Below are 18,564 nucleotides of genomic sequence, written 5' to 3' on the forward strand. Positions count from 1 at the left end.
AAACGGTTTATAGGCCGACCGGCGAATTGGAAGCTATTGTTCTGAAGCGCACGCTGCCCCCGTTCGGCAGTGCAGCACGCGCAAGACCCCGCCCGCTGTGCGAGCGGGCATTACTTGCCGGAGGATCCCGCCCCGGCCGCGGCGCTGCCGGATCCCAGTGCCTGCGCGGCGGTTCCGCCCGCCTGCGCCGAACCACTGGCCGCACCGGATCCGGTGCCGAGCAGTCCCAGCTCCGAACCGGGTCCGGGAGGCAATCCGGCCAGGCCGCCCACGGCGGAGCTGCCGGTGCCGAGCGCCCCGGCCAGTCCGGCGGCGGCGGAACTGCCGGTTCCAGCGGCGGCGCTACCGGCGCCCAGCTGCGGCAATATCGAGGTCTCAGGGGCCGGTCCGGTAGCACCGGCGGGGGCGGGAGAATCGCCGCCCGCCGGTGCGGCGGTAGCCAGGGCAGGCGCGAGAAGCGGCACGGCGATGTCCACGAGGACGAGCCCGGTGGCCGCACGAGCCGATCGGAGTGCGTTCAATTGCCTGATTCCTTTCACCTTCATCAAGGCAAGCGCCGAGAACGGCGACTTGTGGGCAGGCCGACGGTGCGGCGGCGACACTGCCGAGAACGGCACCCGACGGGGGCGAATCCCTCTTCATCCATCGGTGGTCGATACGACCTGCGTAACAAGAAAAACATCAACATTCTGATTGCGCAACATGCCTAAGTGCAAACAATTGGTTAACGAACTGTTCTCACACCATTCGACTGTGCTTCAGGCCACTACACCACTGAAATTGGCCTCCACTTCACTTTTCCCGGAGGCCACGGGGCCGGCGGGATCGAAAACGAGTTGCTCGCGGGTGCCCGGTTTCTGAGATCCTGAGCTGGTGAACGCTGGGGAAATCACCGTCGAGTTCGCGCCGGAGCTGCGGGTGTTCGTCGGTCAGCGCAACGGCGCGCCGGTCCGGGTGGACGGCACGTCGACGCTGGGGCATGTGGTGGAGTCGTTGGGCGTGCCGCTCACCGAGGTGGGCACGCTGCTGGTCAACGCGGAACCGGTTGCGGCCGGACACATTCCACGCGACGGCGAGACGGTCACCGTAGCCGCCGTGACCCGCCCCCAGCCCAGCCCCGAACCGCTGCGCTTCCTGCTGGACATCCATCTCGGCACGCTGGCCCGGCGCCTGCGCCTGCTGGGCATCGACGCGGCATACGAGAACCCGGATATCGGCGACGCCGCGCTCGCGGCCCGTTCCGCCGCCGAACGCCGGGTCCTGCTGTCCCGCGATCGCGGCCTGCTGCGCCGTCGCGAAATCTACTCCGGCGCCTACGTTTACAGCCATCATCCGGCCGAGCAGCTGGACGACGTACTGTCCCGCTTCGCCCCGCGCCTGGCGCCGTGGACCCGCTGCACCTCCTGCAACGGCGCGCTGCGCCCCGCCGATCGCGAGGCGATCCGCGACCGCCTGCCGGACAACACGGGTGAGAGCTACGACTCCTTCGCCCAGTGCGTCGACTGTGGCCAGACCTACTGGAAGGGCGCGCATCATGCCCGGCTGGACGCCATCGTCGCGGACGCATTGGCCAAATTCGCCTGATTCGGCGCGCCGATCGTGTGCTGCGCGACTCTCATCACACTCACTGTGACCAGCCAGTCTCACGAGCTGCCCGGTGTCGGGAACGGAGAAACCCCGCTGACCAGCGGCATCGACGCCAATCCCGGCATGTACAACCGGCTCGCGCAGCGGGCCGGTCAGGGCTTCGCGGTGACGATCCCCTCGGAGTGGTTCAACTCACCGGCCTGCGTGCCGGCCGCGCCGGCCCGGCCCTGGCGAGCTGGCAGAACCCGAATGTGAACTCGCCGCTCTTCGGCAAGGTCGATCTGTCCGCACCATCTTCGCCGGGCACTCCGCGAGCGGAGCCGCCGCGCAGCAGATCGGCTCGGTGCTGCCCCCGGTCGCGGGACTGATCGATCCCGCCCTGCATGTCGCGGGTGTGCCGGCCATCGAGCCCGCCCGGCCGCGAAGCAGTTCTTCGTCGGCCCGGACCGGCTGCCGCCCTACGACAGGACGTACTTCAGCGTCGAACGCCATACGCGCGCGGGCGGCGGTCCGCTGCGGGCCTAGCGCGCGCGGGCGGCCGCCGCGGCGGCATCGAGGCGCGCGCCCAGGGCCTTGACCTGGTCGCGCAGTGTCTCGATGTCCTCGATCGGGACCCCGACGAGATCCACCACGGTGCGGATCATCTCCTGTGCGCCGTGTTGGAGTTGGCGACTGGCGTCGGTGGCGTGCAGCACCACCGCGCGGCCGTCGGTGGCGCTGCGGACACTCTCGACCAGGCCGCGCGACTGTAATCGCTGAACCAGAGGGGAGAGCGTGCCGTAGTCGAGATGCACCTGTTCACCGAGGTCCTTCATGGTGATGCCGGGCCGTTCCCACAGCGCCAGCAGCACCAGGTACTGCGGGTAGGTCAGGTTCATGTCGTCCAGGAACGGCCGGTAGGCGGCGGTCATGGATCGCGACGTGGAGTACAGCGCGAAGCACAACTGGGCGTTGAGCGACAGCAGTGCGTAGTCGATCTCCTCGTCCGCTCCGGCCCGTTGCCCATCGGGTGCGGAAGGCGGATGTTCTTGCATTACTGCACTGTACTGCGGACCGTGTCCAGCACGGCGTCGGTGGCCGCGCGATCGCCGACCGTGATGCGGATACCGGTGGGATATGCCTTGACGTGGATGTCCGCGCCCGCCAGCGCGGTTGCCACCCGATCGGCCTCGCCGCCGGACAGCGTGAGATAGGAGAAATTGGCGTAGCTGTCGGGCACGCACAGGCCGAGTTCGCGCAGTCCGGCGGTGAGATGGTCGCGCTGCTCGCCCAGCGCCGCCACCCGCGCCTCGATCTCGGCCTCCGCCTCGTAGCAGGCCCGCACGGCCACCTCGGCCAGCGTGGTCATGCCGAACGGCAACTGCCAGCGGGCAATGCGGTCGATGAGTTCCGGTGCGCCCAGCGCGTAGCCGACGCGCAGCGCCGCCAGGCCGTACGCCTTCGAAAAGGTGCGCAGGACGAGCAGATTCGGGTGCCGGTCCAGCAGGGCGAAGACATCGATGCGGTCCGTCGCGGCGACGAAATCCACATACGCCTCGTCCAGGACGACGGTGATCTCCGCCGGGATCTCATGCAGGAATGCCTCGAAATCATTGGCGGGAACCAGGGTTCCGGTGGGATTGTGCGGGCTGCACACCACCAGGAGCCGGGTCCGTTCGGTCACCGCGGCGGCCAGCGCCGCCAGATCCTGACGGCCCGCGCCGGTGAGCGGCACGGTGACCGGCAGCCCGCCCGCCATGCTCGTCAGGATCGGGAATCCGTCGAAGGTGGGCGTCGCCATCACGACTTCGGCAGCGCCGGAACCGAATTCCTGGACGATGTGCATGATCACGCCGGTCGCGCCCGCGCCCACCACGATGCGATCGGGCTCGCAGCCGAGTCGGGCGGCGATCAGCCGCGGCAGTCGCTGCGGCAGGAATTCCGGATAGCGATTGGCCGAGGCCAGGGCGGCACTGAGCGCCCGTTGCACCGAGGGGGGTGGCCCGTACGGAATCTCGTTGAGCTGCAGCCGATGTCCGGCCGTGATCAGCGGACTCATCGCGGCCGGCCCCTCAACGCCCGCCCCAGCGGACGGCGGCGGCCCCGGCGAAATCGCCCGCGTGCGCGAAGCCCGCGAGCATCACCAGCGAACCGGCCGGCACCCGGCCCTCGTCCACCGCCCGGTCGAAGGTGACGGGAATGCCCGCACCGAAAAGGTTTCCGCAGTCGTCGAAGGTGTCCGGGTGGCGTTCGGCGGGCAGTTGCAGGGCGTCGCGCCAGTTGCGCAGGAAGGCGCGGTTGGGCTGATTGGTGACCAGCAGATCCAGCTCCCGGGAGGACACGCCGAGGCGCCCGCACACCGCGTTCGCGACCTCGGGCACCAGGCGGTTGCCGCGCTGCAGCACCTTGGCGATCTTGGATTCGGTGAAACCCACGTGCATCTGGCCGGATCCGGCCTCCCAGTAGCGGCGCGGGGGGTCGGCGATGACGGTCATCTGCCCGGAGAACTCGGGCAGATGCCGGGTCTCGATATCGAGGATCGGCGAATCACCGGACTTCACCAGCAGTCCCGCGCCCGCGCCGTCGCCCGGGATGGCGGCCTGTGCCTTGCCGCGGACCTGCTCCTGGGTGAAGACCTGGCCGGCGACATTCTGGATGGTCACCACCAGCGCGGAGCGGGCGTCGGAGGAGAGCAGGATCTGGCGGGCCAGTTTCATGCCGTAGACGAAGGACGCGCAGCCGCCGTTGTGCAGGTCGATCAGCCACTCGGGCGCGATGCCCAGGCGGGCGGCCACATCGCCGCCGCTGCCGACGATGCCGATGTCGGGGAGCTGGGTGTGCACGATGAGAACATCGATGTCGCGCAACGCATCCCGGCCCTGCCGGGCCAGGATCGGGGCCACGGCCCGCTCGGCCATATCGGCGGGCGTTTCACCGGGAGCGATGTGATGACGGAACTTGGGGGCCTTGAACATGAAGTTCGAGGTGACCTCGTCCGGATCCGCGTATTGCGCGAAATAATCTGCGGGGACGATGTTCTCGGGCAGGTATCCGGCGACGTCGATCAGGCTGACGGTGCTCATGCTCAGGCCATCCATTCCGGCTTGATCGGCTGCCCGGCGGCGTGCCGATGTTCGCAGATCGCTTTGAGATTGCGCAGTTCCAGCAGGTGCCCGGCGGCGAAGAGGTGCCAGAAGTCGCCCACCCAGACCGGGCGGCCGGGCGGCTCGGTCTCGGGGTAGCCGTTGTCCTCGTAGAACGGGTGACGGCAATTGGTCCAGGTGACAACGGAACCCGGCTTGTTCAGCACCAGTTGCGCGTCCACGACCCGCATCAGGTAGATCATCCACAGGTGGTCGGCCTGGTCCCAGGCGCAGTGGTAGTCCACGGTGCGGGCGTCTGGGTTGGCGACCGTGCGGGTGTAGATGCGGGTGTGCGAGCCGATGCGGTCGTCCGACACCCAGACCTCGGGATCCTCGGTGCGCTCGAAACCCCGCATGCTGTAGGTCCATTCGCACAGGCTGCGGGTGTCGGCCAGATAGCCGTACACCTCGTCCGGTGGGGCTGCGATGAATTCGGTGACGGTGCAGTAGTCGCCATAGATCTCGTCGTGCGGGTACACGGCACGGGTCATGTCGAGCACCAGTGGCATGCCCTCCTTGAGGGCCATGGTCTCGATGCGGTACACGCCCGGGATATCCAGATCCGGGACTTCGATCGGCTCGTCGTGGACGGTCTCGGTCATGCGAGGGACTCCTTCAGGAAGGGGGCGAAGGGTGGGATTTCGTCTGGGTCGCAATGCAGTTCGATGAACGCGGGCCCCGCTATCGCCCGCGACTTGTCCAGGGCGTTCTCGAATTCCGATAGCGTGCGGGCCGTCCAGGCCGGCAGCTCCGGGAACATGGCCGCGACGCCGGCCCCGATCTCCGCCGCCCGGAACCGATTGAAGCTGTACTCGCCGGAGTAGAAGACCTGCTCCCGCGTCACGCACATGGCGTGCGCGTTGTTGTTGAACACCACGAAGGTCACCGGCACCGAGTACTCGACAGCCGTGTGCACCTCGTGGCCGTGCATGAAATACGCGCCGTCCCCGGCGATCACGACGGTTCGTCGCCCCCGTCCCAGCGCGCACCCGATCCCCGCCCCGAACGAATACCCCATCCCGCCCATGCCGAGCGCGATGAGAAACCGCCCGTCCTCGGGGACGCGCAGATGGTGCACGACCGCGGCCCCGGTGTTCCCGGCGTCCGCGATCACATCGGTGCCCGGCTCCAACGCCGCCTCGAGGGCAGCGACCGCCGGCCGGTACCGGACTCCCGGCCCGGACGCGACCGGCACGACCAGCTCCGCGATTGCACCAGGATTCAGTTGCGCGCCTGTGTATTTCGCGCCGATCGCAAGGGCGGCCAGACCCCGCAGGGCAGCGGACAGTGGCCCACGCGCCTCGGCATGGACCGGCACGAACGGCTGCTCCGCGCCGAGGTACGCCACGCGTGGGCAGGCGGCGAGGGCCGCATCCAATCCCGACCGCGCGGTCATGGACAGCGGCGCGCCCACCAGCACGCACAGCTCCGCCTCCGCGACGAGCCGGGGCGCGTGCGGATGCCCCATCACCCCGACGACTCCGGCGAAGCGGGCCTCCCGATTCGGGAAGGCGTCCTTGGCATCCGGCGTCACCAGCACGGTGGCATCCAGCGCCCGCACCACCTCCGCCAGTTCGGCACGCGCATCGGCCGCGCCGACCTCGGGTCCGGCGATGACAACCACCCGACTCCGGGCGGGAGTACCGGCGATCAACGCCGCCATCTCCGCCGGCAACGCCGGCTCAGCGGCCGGTTCGAATCGCGGACTCGCTGCCGGGGTGGCAGGGCTCGGTACCGAGGCTGCTTGAACGTCCTTGGGGAGCAACAGGACTGCGGGGCCGCCGGACAGTGCCGCCTCGATGGCGCTGTCGAGGGCCGCAGAGATGTCCTCGGGGCGAGTGACTTTGACGCAGTGACGGGAGACCGCGGTGAAGAGCCGTTCGGCGTCGAGGCGGCCGGGGTGGCCGCTGGTGTCCTGGAAGGCGCCGCGGCCTTCGAGGGTGGTCGGGGGTTGACCGACCAGGGCCAGGACGGGGACCCGGGAGTCGAAGGATTCGGTGAGGGCGGCGAGCAGGTTCATGGCGCCGCCGCCGGAGGTGGCCGCGACCACGCCGAGGCGGGTGGTGGCGCGGGCGTAGCCGTCCGCCATGGTGGCCGCGCCGAATTCGTGTTTGGCGATGATGCCGGTGAGGGCGGGGCGGCGGTGGAGGGCGTCGTAGAGGTCCTCGATATTGGCGCCGCCCACGCCGAAGACGTGGTCGGTGTGGACCGCGATCCGCTCGGCGATGAGGTCGGCCACGGTTCGGAATTCGGGCTCGCTCTGGGACACGATCCCCCGTTTCACATTGCCTTGTCCGCGATACATCGCACACAAGGTATCCATCCGAATCGGGCTTGATCAACGTGTCTCAAATCACACCGAAGTACGGAAACCCTTGTTACGCAGCACAATTAGCCACGCGAAGACCCCGCCGGGGATGCCTCGGCGAGGCCCGGTCCGGACGTAGGGGGGTACCGGACCGCATCTGGACGGCAACCGGCGTGGGGCCGGTCTACCCAGATCAACGATCGGCGGCCTGCCGCGGTTCAGCGCGAGCGCCCGATCGGCGTGTCGACTCTCCGAAGACCGCGCGCGCCGAGCAGAGGCACCGGCGATCGCCGTTGGCGGTGAGCCCGCGGCCGTTGGGAACACAGGCGAACGAAAGCCCGGTTTCCGGATCGGCGAAACCGAGCCCATGATCTCGGGGCGCACGAAATCCTCGGCCATGCCCAGGTCCGGAACCGTCAGCGCCTCTGACGAAACGATCGTTCCGGAGTCCTGCGGAGTGATTTGCGGAGCGTTCACCAGATTCCGGCACCCCGGCGCTTCACATGGCGGCATCCGGCGATTCGGCCGTATCCTCGGGCATGGGGCCCAGTGTGGCAATCGGCCACTCCCGCCGTTGTTAAGGGACTTGGATGCCACGCACCACCCGGATAACCGTCATGCTGCTGTTCGCGGCATGGGTTGTCGACTACATCGATCGGACGGTGATCAATTTCGCGCTCCCCTCGATCCGTGACGACCTGGGTCTCGATCACACGCAACAGGGTCTGCTGGTGTCGGTGTTCTTCGTCGCATACGCGCTCATCCAGGTTCCCGGAGGTTTGCTGTCGGATCGATTCGGGGCCTTGAAGGTCGGCATCGTGGGTCTCACGGCCTGGTCGATCTTCACCGGATTGACCGCGGTCGCCTGGTCTTTCGCGGTGCTGCTGGCCATCCGCTTCCTGTTCGGTCTGGTGCAGGGCGTGTTCCCGGCGGCCGCCATCAAGGCGCTGGCCGAACGCAGTCGGCCCGACCAGCGGACGACCGCGGCGGGCTGGACGAACTCCTCGAACGCGGCCGGTCTGCTGCTGGCGGCGGCGATCGCGGGGGTCATGCTGCCCACGGTGGGGTGGCGGGTGATGTTCGGAGTCATCTCGGTGCTGGGGGTGGCGGTCATTCTGGCGTGGCGGCGGTGGATGCCGGAACCGCTGGTGCAGGACGAGATTCCGATCGCGCAGGCCGGTCCGGCGGCCGAACGCCGGGCCGTGCTGTTCTCGCCGGCGCTGCTCGGTTTCGCGGTCATCTTCTTCGGTTACGACGTGCTGGTGTGGGGTGTCACCGCGTGGACGCCGACCTTCCTGCACGAGCAGCGCGGAATCTCCATGGGCGGCATCGCCATCGCCGCGGTGCCGACGACGCTGGCCGCGGCCGCCGGAGTGGTGCTGGGCGCGCGGCTCTCGGACCGGATCGGCGGGCGGCCGCGGGTGATCGTGGTCCCGGCCATGGCGTTCACCGCCGCCATGCTGTTCGCGCTGCCACGGGCCGCGTCCTTCCCGCTGTTCGTGCTGCTGGGCACCATGATGAGCCTGGTCGCCGGAATGGCGTACATGCCGGCGTTCTCGGTGCCGTTGCGGTCGCTGCCGAGCGTGTACATCGGCGCGGCCACCGGGGTGATCATCTTCGGCGGTCAGCTGGCGGGCGTGGCGAGCCCCCTCGCTTTCGGGATCATCACCGATCATGTCTCGTACACAACGGCTTTCGAAGCCATGGCCGTCGGACCGCTGCTGGCGCTGCTGGCGGCGGCCGTGGTCCCGCAAACCGCCGACGCGTTCCGGGCCGCGCTGGCCCGGCGCACCTCGGCGACCGTCCCGACGAAGGAGAGTCGCACATGACCGAGCACTGGCAGCAGGTCTACCGCCATCTGCACGCCCACCCGGAGCTGTCGGGCCTGGAGCACGACACCGCCCGCCTGGTCGCCGATGAGCTGCGCGCCCTGCCCGGCTGGGAGGTGACCGAAGAGGTCGGTGGCACAGGCGTTGTCGGCGTGCTGCGGAACGGTCCCGGGCCGGTGGTGTGGCTGCGCGCGGATATGGACGCGCTGCCGGTGCAGGAGGAGACGGGCCTCGACTACGCCTCCACGGTCGCCGGCGTCATGCACGCCTGCGGGCACGACGTGCACGTCACCGCGCTGCTCGGCACCTGCGCGGAGCTGTCGGCGAATCCGTTGCCCGGCACCGTGGTCGCGCTGTTCCAGCCCGCCGAGGAGACCGGTTCGGGCGCACAGGGGATGATCAACGACGGCCTGCTGGAACGCTTTCCGCAACCGCGCATCGTGTTCGGCCAGCATGTGAGCCCACTGCCCGCCGGCATCGTCCTGAGCCGGCCCGGAACCCTGATGGCGGCCTCCGACTCGGTCCGGATCACCTTCCTGGGCAAGGGCGGTCACGCCTCCCAGCCGCACACCGCCATCGACCCGCTGCTCATGGCGGCTTCCCTGGTGGTGCGCCTGCAGTCGCTGACCGCCCGCCAGACCGCCACCGCCGCCACCCCGGTCCTCACCGCCGGCGCCCTGCACGCGGGCACCCGCCCCAATATCATCGCCGACACCTCCGAGGTCCTGCTCAGCCTGCGTACCTTCACCGACAGCTCGCGTGACCACATGATCGAGGGCATCCAGCGCATGGCCGAGGCCGAGGCGGCCGCCGCGGGCGCACCCCAGGAACCGAAAGTCGAGTTCTACGACCACTTCCCCGTCACCGAGAACACCCCCGGCGACACCGAACGCGTCCTGGCCAGCCTGACCGCCGCCGGCCTCCCCGTCCTGCCCATGAACAACCCCATCACCGGCAGCGAGGACTTCGGCGCCTTCGGCACCGCCGCCCACGCCCCCTCCGTCTTCTGGCACATCGGCGGCATCGACCCCGCCCGCTTCACCGAGGAAGACCAGACCTACATGCTCACCGAAGGCGCACTTCCACCCCGCTTCCCCTCCAACCACTCCCCCCGCTTCGCCCCCGACCCCGCCCAAGCCCTCCCCGCCGCCATCACCACCCTGCTCACCGCCACCCGAGCCGAACTCGCCCGCGTCTGAGAGTCGTTCCGGGGCAGCCCTGAACCAGTGCGGGCCGAGCCACCGCGGCCGCTCAGCGATTGGACAATCGGACCGCTGGTTGTCCAAGATCATGAGGGCTTCGAGGGGAAGCTGATAGTGCAGGGGAGGTTCTCGTGAAATCTGTTGTGGCCAAGGCCGCGGTGACGTCGATCGTGTCGGCCGCACTGGTGTCGTCGTTCGGTACGACGGCAGCGCATGCCGAACGCGGGCCCGACGGCTCGCTCTACGGCGCGCTGGCGATCGCACCGGTCAACAGCCAGATGTATTGGGGCTCAGCGGTAAACTATCCGAGCCAGGCAGCTGCGGACCGTGCCGCCGTCGCCCAGTGCGGTGCCGGATGCATTGTGGCCGTGGAATTCTCGGATGGCGGCTGCGGCTCCATCGCCGAGAACCCCAGCAGCGGGTGGCGAGCCTGGGCCGGCGGCGAGAGCCGCCAGGCTGCCGAACAGAACGCACTGAACGCCCTCTACGCCCGTTCCGCCCAGTCCCCCCTGCCCTCCGGCAGCACCGGCGGATCCCCGGGCCAGGACCGGATCATCGTCACCAAATGCACTGACTGACAAATCAACTGAGGCATCTGCGCCGAAGGGCCGACGCTAATTGAGCGTCGGCCCTTCGGTATTGGGTGACTGATGCTCCGGGCGTTGGCTATCTGGCGTAGATCCCGGAGATCAGGCTGCCGGTGGCGGTGGCCCGGGTGGTGACTTCTTCCTCATACCGAGTCCGTTGCCCGTCCGGGTATTGCTGAGTCACATGAACATCCCAGGCGTCGTCCCCACCGGAACTTCCGTCGGGGACGATCAATACGCAGTAGCGGCTGCCCACGGGCTGGGCGTCGATGCCATTCTGAATCATCTCGATACTGCCGATATTGGTGGCATCGGGAGATACCACGGCGCGGGCGGCGGCGCCGGACCGTTGGACGTAGTAGGCGTATTCGAAGGCGAAGATGACATTCGGGCCGCTGTCCGTCGCACCCGGTTCGGCGCCGGAGATCACCGTGCCGGTCCACTGGGTGACGCAGTCGGCGGTAGCCAGCTCATTTGAGCTCCGGGCCGCAGCGGGTCCTGCCGTTCCTGCCACACCGGCTGCTGCCACGGCCGCCAGCGCCGCTACCCCGATCTTGCGCATGCTCGCGTCGTCCTCATTCCTTGTGCCAGAAACACTTTTGGGCAGCATACGGAGCATGAGGGCGGTCCGCCCGGCTCTGGATCTGTCACCGAATGGGCAACGAAATCAGCTTCTGCCCTTCGCATTCAGAGAATCGGGCTGTGGTTTGGGGGCGACGGAGCGTATCCCGCACTGCTGCGACAGCTCTGCCCGCACGGATACGAGATTCGAACGGCCGCATCGCGGCACGCAATCTGAGTGTCCCGCCTGCTATGAGCGTGTCGAGTGGATCAGCGCCTCGTACACCCAGTTGTGGGCTCGGCCGATGGTGATGCGGGGTCCGAGGAAGCGTCCGGTCAGCGACCAGTAGCGCTGGATTCTGGGGTCGGTGTCGGTGGCGTTCATCAGCAGTTGTTCGCGGAAGCGTGAGGAATCTTGGGTGCCGCGGGCGGTGGCGTGGGCGGTGACGAAGCGGTCCAGTTCGTTGCCGGGCTGGGGGTGCGCGCCATTCGAGACCAGGTTTGCGACGTCGGCCATTACGTCGCCGACGGCTGCGTACAGGTCGCGAGGGTTGCGGATCAGGTCGGGACTGGTTCGCCAGAATTGCTGTCGGACAGCGGTTTTCATGGTGGCGTCGGTGGCGAGAGCGGCCAATTCGGCGTAGGCGACGACCTCGTCTACGGACGGGTCGGCGGGTGGTTCCGGGACATTCCAGCAGACCCACGCATCGGTGTCGCGCCGGGGAATCGTCGTGAGAATGCGTCGCCAGAACCGCGTGAGGCAATCGTGGACCGCGTCGGCGTCCTGCGCGGCGGCCAGCAAGGCGAGGCGCTCGGCTCGTTGCGCCGGGGCACCCGCCTCGAGGGCCCGCAGTGAGGCCCGACGCCAGGCCAGTGATCTGAATTCGATATCGAGACGAGCGCTTTCGGCCGCGATGGCGTCTGCCATCGACCGTTCTTCACGCAGCACCTCGGTAATCGCGTCCAGCCCGAGGCCGAGTGCGCGCAAGCGCCGGACCAGCAGCAGTCGTTCGGTGGCGCGGGCGGCGTCGAACATGCGGTGGCCGCCCGGGCTGCGGCGGGATTCGAGAATGCCTTCGTCGCAGTAGAACCGGATCGTGCGCACCGCGAGTCCGGTGCTGCGCGCCAATTCTCCGATGCTCACCAGCGCATCGGAGCGTGTGTCGTCCGTCACAACCTCTTGAACCTCCACCCCGGTGGAGCTTTTAGCGTACTGCGACATCAGAACGCACCGAGGAAAGGGTGATTCGTGGCTACCACGCAGGAAGAAATCGTCGCCGGCATCGCGGAGATCGTCGAGGAGGTGACGGGTATCGATGCGGTCGAGGTGACGTTCGAGAAGTCCTTCTTCGACGACCTGGACATCGATTCGCTGTCGCTGGTGGAAATCGCCGTGCAGCTCGAGGACAAATACAGCGTGAAGGTTCCCGACGAGGACCTGGCGAGCCTGCGAACCATCGGCGACGCGGTCACCTACGTCCAGAAGATGGAGGCCGAAAAGCCGCAACTCGCCGCGGAAATGGAGGCGAAGTACAAGGAAGGCCAGGCGAATGATCGCTGATACCCGGTTGAATCCCGCCGCGATCGAACTCGGTCGCTTCTTCCCGCAGCGCCCGGACGCCGTGTGGCGGGCCTTGACGGACCCGGATCTCCTGGAGCGATGGCTGCTCCGGCCAACCGGTTTCGCCCCCGCGGTCGGAACCTGCTTCCGATTCACCACCCCGGACTCCTCGATGGACGAAATCCGCTGCGAGGTCCTGGCCGCCCGCCCCCGCGAGCGACTCACCTACACCTGGCTCTACCCCCGAGCCGAACACCCCGCCCGCTGGATCGTCGACTGGACCCTCCATCCGCAAGGCCACGGCACCCGGCTCCTGTTCACCCAAACAGGTTTCGACATCGAGGACCGCCGCCAGAGAATGACCCGCAACGCCGTGGAACGCACCTGGAAACGCCGGCTCCTCCCCCGCCTCGGCGAGGTCATCCACCACTGACCGAACCCTTTACTGGTCGAAGGCGATGTGGAGTTCGTTCGATTCCGGCAGGGTCTGGCACGCCAGGGTCAGGCCTTGCGCCAGTTCCTCTTCGATCAGCGACTCGTTCATGAGCATCCGGGTGCGACCCTGTTTGACGCTGCAGACGCAAGTGGCGCAGGCCGATTCGCGGCAGACGTAGGGGGCGTCGATGCCGTGGTCCAGCAACACGTCCAGCAGCTTCTTGGATCTGGGCCACGGCAGGGTGTGGGTTTCCCCGTCGATGTCGACCCGAACGGTCGCCGCATCCGCAGTCGTACCCGGCGTGGCTTCCACTACCGCCCCCGGTTCGGAGGCCACCGGGATGTGGTGGTCGAACGGGTTGTCGGCGAGCGAGCGGTAGTTCTCCTTGTGAATGGCCCGGCCCGAGACGCGGAGCTGACCGAGCCCCTGCTCGACCGAGGAAGCGAAACCCGCCGGGCCACAGAGGTATACGTCATAGCTCCGGTACGGCCGCGCCCAGAGCGCCAGCACGCGCGCGGTCGGCAGACCACGTTCGGATTCGAGCCAGTGGGTCACCGTCAGGCGGCGCGGGTACCTGCGGACGAGCTGCTGCAGCCGGCTCGCGAAGATGATCGATTCCCGGTCCCGGTTGGCAAAGAAGAGCGTGACATTGCCGCGCCCGAGCACGAGCGCCGATTTGAGGATGGAGATCACCGGCGTGATCCCGCTGCCCGCTGCGCACAGCAGCAGATCCCGGTCCCAGGTGCGGGGCGCGAAGTTGCCCGCCGGTTCGAGGACGGTGAGGATGTCGCCTGCGGAGACGTTGTCGCACAACCAGTTGGAGCCATAGCCGCCCGGCGTGCGTTTGACGGTGACGGCGGGCCGATCGTCGCAGTGCGGGCTGCTGGACAGCGAGTAGCAGCGGGCCACCGAGCCGGAGCGGTCGCTGGGGACGCGCACGGTGAGGTACTGGCCCGGCGCGTAGGTGAAGCGGTCGGTCAGGTCGGTGGGGATATCGAAGATCAGCGAGACCGCGTCGGCGGTCTCGCTGATGACTTCGCGCACCTTCAACTGGTGGGCGCGTGCGTTCAACGGAGCCCTCCCCTGCCGAACGCCAGCTCCCCCGAAGACTGGATGCGATCCATCGAAAGCGGCTGCGTCATCCGGCGATTCACGCCCGGAGCGATCCGCAGCATGAAGTAGCCCAGCCACGCCTCGGTGCGCACCGGCACCACCGCCAGGTCATAGCGCATGGCCCGCACCACGGCCCGCGCCACCAGATCCGGGCTCATCGGCGAGAACGGCAGCCGTTCGGCCAGTTCCTGGATCTGCTCGGTGAGCCGCTGCCCGCGCTTTACCAGCCGCGGATCGACGCCGACCGCCACCGCGTGCCGCGCGATATTCGTATTGATCACGCCGGGGCAGATCGCGCTCACCCCGACACCTTTGGGCGCGAGTTCCAGCCGCAGGCATTCGGTGAGCATCTTCAACCCGGCCTTGGACACCGAGTACGCCGACATGACCGGCGTCGGCGTGAACGCGGCCGCGGAGGCGATGTTCACGATGTGCCCGCGCTTGCCCTCGTCGATCATGAGCCGCCCGAACGCCCGGCAGCCGTGCACCACCCCGAGCAGATTGACGCTCAGCTGCCGCTCCCAGTCCTCGGGTTCGAGATCCAGAAACGCTCCGCTGACCAGGATTCCGGCATTGTTGACCAGGACGTCCGGCACGCCGTGATCGGCGTGCACGTCCCGCGCGAAGGCGGCCCAGGCGTGCGGATCGGAGACATCGAGCTGTGCCGCGACCGCCCGCTGCCCCCGGGAGTGGACGAGCGCCACCGTGGACAGCGCCGCGTCCTTGTCGATGTCGGACACGATCACCTCGGAGCCCATGCGCGCGAATCGCAGGGCCGTGGCCCGCCCGATCCCGCTGCCCGCCCCGGTGACGACCACCAGTTGCGGATCGACGGCACTGAGTTTCACGAGACCTCCTCGGCGAGCGCCACCGCCGCGGACGCCGCCCGAGCGCCCAGGCTGTAGCGGTACACGTCGAGATCGAAATGACGGTTCTGCCAATACATCTCGCCGTGCGTGGACGGACGGAACGGCGAATCGCCGTGATTGTCGATGTAGTAGGTGTTGGAGCCCGCGCAGACCGAGGTGAACAGGAAGTTCTTCTCCTGCCGGCGCAGACAACGCTGGAAGTACTCGTCGTGCACGTCCTGCCGGATCTCCACCTCGTTGGCGCCGCGCGCCTTCGCCTCCGCGATAACCCGCGCCAGATGCGCCGAGGTGGCCTCGATCATCCAGATATCGGAGCCCAGCACGAACCCGTAAGGCCCGGTGATGGTGAACGAGTTCGGGAATCGCGGTACCGAAACTCCCTGGTAGGACTGGTATCGCTGCTCGTCCCAGAACTGTTCGAGATCCCGGCCGCCGCGCCCGCGCACCGGGAAGGGCGGGATCGCGCCCTTGTCCCAGAGCTTGAAGCCGGTGGCGCACACGAGCACGTCGATCTCGTGCTCGCTCCCGTCCGCGGTGACCACACCGTGTTCGTTGACCCGCTCGATGGATTCGGTGACCAGGCTGACGTCGGACCGGTTGAACGTCTTCAGGTAGTCGTTCGACATGGACGGCCGCTTGCAGCCCAATCCGTAACGCGGCGTGAGCTTTTCGCGCAGCTCGGGATCTCGGACCTGCGACCGCATCCACCGCCGGATCGGCGCCTCCGCGATTCGCCGCCCGGCGCCGGTGAGCCAGGCCGGCCCGGCCACCATGCCGCTCATGGCCACCTCGGTGCCGAGGTTGCCGGCCAGCCGCAGGACCGAACGCAGCCGCGGGTCGCCGAGCATGGCGCGTCCGAGCCGGCCCATCGCGGCGTCGTTCTTCGGGAATACCCAGATGGGCGTCCGCTGGAACACCGTCAGATGCGCGGTCTGGTCGACGATCGCCGGAATCAGCTGCAGCGCGGTGGCTCCCGTGCCGATCACCGCCACCCGCTTGCCGGCCAACGAGACGTCGTGATCCCACAGGGCCGTGTGCACGAGCGTCCCGCCGAAGGTGTCCAACCCCTCGATATCGGGCATCTTCGGCCGCTCCAGCCCGCCGATGGCCAGCACCATGTACCGCGCGGTGAGTTGTGCTCCACCGTCGGCGGTCAAGCGCCACAGACTGTTCCGGTCGTCGAACTCGGCCGCCACGATGGTCGTGTTCAGCCGCAGCTTGTCCCGCAGCCCGTACTTGTCGACCATGCTCTCGGCGTAGTCCCGCAGCTCGTTTCCAGGGGCGAAGATTCGCGACCAGTCCCCGCGCTGCTCACAGGAGAAGCTGTAGATGAACGACGGAATGTCCACTGCCACCCCGGGATAGGTATTGGCGTGCCAGGTCCCGCCCACCCGATCCCACTTGTCCACGATGACGAAATCATGGATACCTTTGCGCTGCAATGCGATACCGGTGCCGATGCCACCGAACCCGGCCCCGACCACGATGACCTCGTGATCGGGCCGGATCGCGGCCGGCGCACCCCTGCCACCACGTTGTGTTGCCATGTCCGTCTCCTCCGGCTCAGCCGACACGGTCGGACAGTTCGCCGTCCGCGCCGAACAGCTCCCGCTGCCACTGCGCGAGCAGTCCGTCGGTGTCGATGTGGTCGGGGTGGAAACCGGGGCGCATGTAGGGCCGCATCTCCTTCAGCAGCCCCTTGACAATGGGCCCCCGAGCCAGCCGGACCGTCTGTCGCACCACCTCGAACGGCCGCCAGCTGCGCGGATCACTGAGGATCGAGGCGAATACGCCGAGCGAGACCAGCGGAATGGTGACCACGTACAGCCCCGCCATCACTCCGATGCGGGCGGCCTCGGTCCCCCCGGTGGCCCGGAAGACGTCGAAGGCCACGGACTTGTGCTCGAGTTCCTCGAAGGCGTGCCAGTTCAGCAGCTGCCACACCTCCGGGTCTCCCGGAATGTCCTGGATCTCCTGGCTGCTCAGAATGCGTTTGGCCAGGGTGGCCGTGTAGTGCTCGGCCGCCGCGGTGAACGCCAGGTGCACCTGGGGCGTCACCGCGTTCTCGATCGCGATGACACCCCGCTCCCGCAGCGCGCCGGGGGCGAAGGTGAAGAGCCGGACGATGGGGAAGCCGTTCTCGATGAGCAGCTCGTTCAATCGCCGATGCTGTTGCCCGTGCACCGCCTCCTGCCCGATGAATCCGGCCACCCGCTTCTTGAGCACTGGATCGGTGACCTCGCCGGAGAACTTGCGCACCGAGCGGATGAACGATTCCTCGCCCGGCGGAAAGGCGCCCGAGAGCACGGCGATCAAATGCGTCAAAGGGATGTCGCCCCGGACGAATTGGTGCGCCATCGGTTCGGGCTCACCGAACCGGAATCGCAGGCGCCGCACCTTCGGATAGGGCATGAGGGACGTGCTGTCCTGCCGACCGATCGACATTGGCCGGTCCTTTCTGGCAATGGAGTGGTGACTACTTCAAGTGGTCGACGAGCTGGCCGTCGTTCCCGAAAAGCTCCTGCTGCCAACGGGACAGCAGCGCCGTGGTGTCGATGTGGTCGGGATGGAAGCCGGGCCGCAGGTACTTGCCGAGCTCCGGCATGAGCCCGCGGAAGACCGGTCCGGTGAACAGCCGGTACGCCTCGCGCGCCACCCGGATCGGCTGCCGCCGCGCGGCCGGGTCGCGCCCGACGGCGAGCGCGAGGCTCAGATAGGTCAGCGGCAGCGTCAGCGAGTACATGGCGAGCATGACCCCGATGCGGGTGCGTTCGGTGCCGCCGACCGCGCGGAACACGTCGAAGGCCACCGACTTGTGCTCGAGTTCTTCCAGCGCATGCCAATTCAGCAGATTCCACACTTCCGGATCACCGGGAATGGCCTGGATCTCGTCGCTGGAGAGCACCCGCTGCGCGAGGACCGCGGTGTAGTGCTCGGCCGCCGCGGTCATGGCCAGGTGGATCTCGGGCGGCACCCGCTCCTCGATCCAGAGCATGCGCTCCTTGGCCCGGTCGGAATCCAGCCAGGTGATGGGATAGCCCAGCTCGACCAGCTTTTCATTGAGTTTGCGGTGCTCCTGTCCGTGCATGGCCTCCTGTCCGACGAAACCGGTCACCCGCTTCTTCAGCAGGGGATCGGTGACGCGGTCGGCCACCCGGCGCACCGAGCGGATGAAGGACTCCTCCCCCGCCGGGAAGCCACCGGACATCCCGGCGACGAAATGGCTGTAGACCATGTCGTTTTCGACGAAGTACTTGTCATCGGCAACGCGCTGATCGAATCGGAACCTGATGCGGCGGGCCTTGGGATAGGGCTGCGCCGGAAGGGCATTCGCCATCTGGACCATCCTTGATGCAACACGAAGTACCTAGTACCGCGTGTTCGATGTG

Annotated in this window: 20 protein-coding genes; 7 read left to right on the plus strand and 13 right to left on the minus strand. The window is 67.9% G+C overall.

What is annotated here, in order from left to right; all coding sequences use genetic code 11:
• Window positions 1-110: 110 nt before the first annotated feature.
• The gene (locus ON33_RS41405) at window positions 111-521 is read right to left on the minus strand and encodes a hypothetical protein (protein WP_157184621.1); all 411 of its coding nucleotides are present in this window, start codon (window positions 519-521) and stop codon (window positions 111-113) included.
• A 352-nt stretch (window positions 522-873) separates the two neighbouring features.
• Between ON33_RS41405 and ON33_RS20220 the strand changes: the two genes are divergently transcribed.
• Together ON33_RS20220 and ON33_RS20225 are read left to right on the plus strand one after the other, a co-directional pair.
• The gene (locus tag ON33_RS20220) at window positions 874-1,584 is read left to right on the plus strand and encodes a Mut7-C RNAse domain-containing protein (protein ID WP_040860411.1); all 711 of its coding nucleotides are present in this window, start codon (window positions 874-876) and stop codon (window positions 1,582-1,584) included.
• Window positions 1,585-1,629: 45 nt separating this feature from the next.
• The gene (locus tag ON33_RS20225) at window positions 1,630-1,842 is read left to right on the plus strand and encodes a hypothetical protein (RefSeq protein WP_040860412.1); all 213 of its coding nucleotides are present in this window, start codon (window positions 1,630-1,632) and stop codon (window positions 1,840-1,842) included.
• A 266-nt stretch (window positions 1,843-2,108) separates the two neighbouring features.
• Here the strand turns inward: ON33_RS20225 and ON33_RS20230 are convergent, their stop codons facing one another.
• The 5 genes from ON33_RS20230 to ON33_RS20250 form a co-directional block, all read right to left on the minus strand.
• Complete coding sequence (locus ON33_RS20230) at window positions 2,109-2,498, minus strand: MarR family winged helix-turn-helix transcriptional regulator (protein ID WP_051152546.1); 390 nt, start codon at window positions 2,496-2,498, stop codon at window positions 2,109-2,111.
• 122 nt (window positions 2,499-2,620) lie between these two features.
• Window positions 2,621-3,625, minus strand: coding sequence for a pyridoxal phosphate-dependent aminotransferase (locus ON33_RS20235; protein ID WP_040860413.1), 1,005 nt, complete (start codon window positions 3,623-3,625; stop codon window positions 2,621-2,623).
• Between the two features lie 13 nt (window positions 3,626-3,638).
• On the minus strand, window positions 3,639-4,649 hold the full coding sequence (locus ON33_RS20240; RefSeq protein ID WP_040860674.1) for a 3-oxoacyl-ACP synthase III family protein: 1,011 nt from the start codon (window positions 4,647-4,649) through the stop codon (window positions 3,639-3,641).
• Window positions 4,650-4,651: 2 nt separating this feature from the next.
• Entirely contained in the window at window positions 4,652-5,311 is a 660-nt protein-coding gene (locus ON33_RS20245; protein WP_085996792.1) for an SRPBCC family protein, read from the minus strand.
• Window positions 5,308-7,014 (minus strand): thiamine pyrophosphate-binding protein, encoded by a 1,707-nt coding sequence (locus tag ON33_RS20250; RefSeq protein WP_051152498.1) that lies wholly within the window; start codon window positions 7,012-7,014, stop codon window positions 5,308-5,310. Before ON33_RS20250 ends, ON33_RS20245 begins: the two co-directional genes overlap by 4 nt.
• 593 nt (window positions 7,015-7,607) lie before the next feature.
• Here ON33_RS20250 and ON33_RS20255 point away from each other — a divergent pair.
• The 3 genes from ON33_RS20255 to ON33_RS20265 all read left to right on the plus strand — a co-directional run bounded on the left by ON33_RS20255 (window position 7,608) and on the right by ON33_RS20265 (window position 10,626).
• The gene (locus tag ON33_RS20255; RefSeq protein WP_040860414.1) at window positions 7,608-8,846 is read left to right on the plus strand and encodes an MFS transporter; all 1,239 of its coding nucleotides are present in this window, start codon (window positions 7,608-7,610) and stop codon (window positions 8,844-8,846) included.
• The gene (locus tag ON33_RS20260) at window positions 8,843-10,045 is read left to right on the plus strand and encodes an amidohydrolase (RefSeq protein ID WP_040860415.1); all 1,203 of its coding nucleotides are present in this window, start codon (window positions 8,843-8,845) and stop codon (window positions 10,043-10,045) included. The genes ON33_RS20255 and ON33_RS20260 overlap by 4 nt, the downstream gene beginning before the upstream one ends.
• A gap of 146 nt (window positions 10,046-10,191) precedes the next feature.
• The gene (locus ON33_RS20265) at window positions 10,192-10,626 is read left to right on the plus strand and encodes a DUF4189 domain-containing protein (RefSeq protein WP_157184622.1); all 435 of its coding nucleotides are present in this window, start codon (window positions 10,192-10,194) and stop codon (window positions 10,624-10,626) included.
• Window positions 10,627-10,714: 88 nt separating this feature from the next.
• Here ON33_RS20265 and ON33_RS20270 read toward each other — a convergent pair whose 3' ends face one another.
• Both ON33_RS20270 and ON33_RS20275 read right to left on the minus strand, forming a co-directional pair.
• Complete coding sequence (locus tag ON33_RS20270) at window positions 10,715-11,254, minus strand: DUF8176 domain-containing protein (RefSeq protein WP_157184623.1); 540 nt, start codon at window positions 11,252-11,254, stop codon at window positions 10,715-10,717.
• A gap of 192 nt (window positions 11,255-11,446) precedes the next feature.
• Window positions 11,447-12,370 (minus strand): MerR family transcriptional regulator, encoded by a 924-nt coding sequence (locus ON33_RS20275; RefSeq protein WP_040860417.1) that lies wholly within the window; start codon window positions 12,368-12,370, stop codon window positions 11,447-11,449.
• Between the two features lie 75 nt (window positions 12,371-12,445).
• On the opposite strand from ON33_RS20275, the gene acpM reads away from it, so the two are divergent.
• On the plus strand, window positions 12,446-12,757 hold the full coding sequence (acpM, locus tag ON33_RS20280; RefSeq protein WP_040860418.1) for a meromycolate extension acyl carrier protein AcpM: 312 nt from the start codon (window positions 12,446-12,448) through the stop codon (window positions 12,755-12,757).
• On the plus strand, window positions 12,747-13,190 hold the full coding sequence (locus ON33_RS20285) for an SRPBCC family protein (RefSeq protein ID WP_040860419.1): 444 nt from the start codon (window positions 12,747-12,749) through the stop codon (window positions 13,188-13,190). Before acpM ends, ON33_RS20285 begins: the two co-directional genes overlap by 11 nt.
• A gap of 9 nt (window positions 13,191-13,199) precedes the next feature.
• On the opposite strand, the gene ON33_RS20290 is transcribed toward ON33_RS20285, so the two are convergent.
• Genes ON33_RS20290 through ON33_RS20310 form a run of 5 tightly spaced genes read right to left on the minus strand, consistent with a single transcriptional unit; the run spans window position 13,200 to window position 18,521 of the window.
• A complete protein-coding gene (locus ON33_RS20290; RefSeq protein ID WP_040860420.1) occupies window positions 13,200-14,264 on the minus strand; it encodes a ferredoxin--NADP reductase in 1,065 nt (354 codons plus the stop codon).
• Window positions 14,261-15,154, minus strand: coding sequence for an SDR family NAD(P)-dependent oxidoreductase (locus ON33_RS20295; protein ID WP_051152500.1), 894 nt, complete (start codon window positions 15,152-15,154; stop codon window positions 14,261-14,263). The genes ON33_RS20290 and ON33_RS20295 overlap by 4 nt, the downstream gene beginning before the upstream one ends.
• Window positions 15,151-16,722: a flavin-containing monooxygenase gene (locus ON33_RS20300; protein WP_051152549.1), complete on the minus strand. Its 1,572-nt coding sequence runs from the start codon at window positions 16,720-16,722 to the stop codon at window positions 15,151-15,153. Before ON33_RS20300 ends, ON33_RS20295 begins: the two co-directional genes overlap by 4 nt.
• Before the next feature lie 16 nt (window positions 16,723-16,738).
• Window positions 16,739-17,620, minus strand: a complete 882-nt coding sequence (locus ON33_RS20305; protein ID WP_051152501.1) for a metal-dependent hydrolase — start codon at window positions 17,618-17,620, stop codon at window positions 16,739-16,741.
• A 31-nt stretch (window positions 17,621-17,651) separates the two neighbouring features.
• Window positions 17,652-18,521, minus strand: coding sequence for a metal-dependent hydrolase (locus tag ON33_RS20310; RefSeq protein WP_040860422.1), 870 nt, complete (start codon window positions 18,519-18,521; stop codon window positions 17,652-17,654).
• Window positions 18,522-18,564 lie beyond the last annotated feature (43 nt).

It is taken from the genome of Nocardia niigatensis NBRC 100131, assembly GCF_000308655.1.
Lineage (GTDB): Bacteria > Actinomycetota > Actinomycetes > Mycobacteriales > Mycobacteriaceae > Nocardia > Nocardia niigatensis.

Bases quoted from the DNA above. Each gene is read 5' to 3' on its own strand.
- ON33_RS20230 (WP_051152546.1), bottom strand. From the start codon at position 2,498: ATGACCGCCGCCTACCGGCCGTTCCTGGACGACATGAACCTGACCTAC.
- ON33_RS20235 (WP_040860413.1), bottom strand. From the start codon at position 3,625: ATGAGTCCGCTGATCACGGCCGGACATCGGCTGCAGCTCAACGAGATT.
- ON33_RS20240 (WP_040860674.1), bottom strand. From the start codon at position 4,649: ATGAGCACCGTCAGCCTGATCGACGTCGCCGGATACCTGCCCGAGAAC.
- ON33_RS20245 (WP_085996792.1), bottom strand. From the start codon at position 5,311: ATGACCGAGACCGTCCACGACGAGCCGATCGAAGTCCCGGATCTGGAT.
- ON33_RS20250 (WP_051152498.1), bottom strand. From the start codon at position 7,014: ATGTATCGCGGACAAGGCAATGTGAAACGGGGGATCGTGTCCCAGAGC.
- ON33_RS20255 (WP_040860414.1), top strand. From the start codon at position 7,608: ATGCCACGCACCACCCGGATAACCGTCATGCTGCTGTTCGCGGCATGG.
- ON33_RS20260 (WP_040860415.1), top strand. From the start codon at position 8,843: ATGACCGAGCACTGGCAGCAGGTCTACCGCCATCTGCACGCCCACCCG.
- ON33_RS20270 (WP_157184623.1), bottom strand. From the start codon at position 11,254: ATGCTCCGTATGCTGCCCAAAAGTGTTTCTGGCACAAGGAATGAGGAC.
- ON33_RS20285 (WP_040860419.1), top strand. From the start codon at position 12,747: ATGATCGCTGATACCCGGTTGAATCCCGCCGCGATCGAACTCGGTCGC.
- ON33_RS20300 (WP_051152549.1), bottom strand. From the start codon at position 16,722: ATGGCAACACAACGTGGTGGCAGGGGTGCGCCGGCCGCGATCCGGCCC.
- ON33_RS20305 (WP_051152501.1), bottom strand. From the start codon at position 17,620: ATGTCGATCGGTCGGCAGGACAGCACGTCCCTCATGCCCTATCCGAAG.
- ON33_RS20310 (WP_040860422.1), bottom strand. From the start codon at position 18,521: ATGGTCCAGATGGCGAATGCCCTTCCGGCGCAGCCCTATCCCAAGGCC.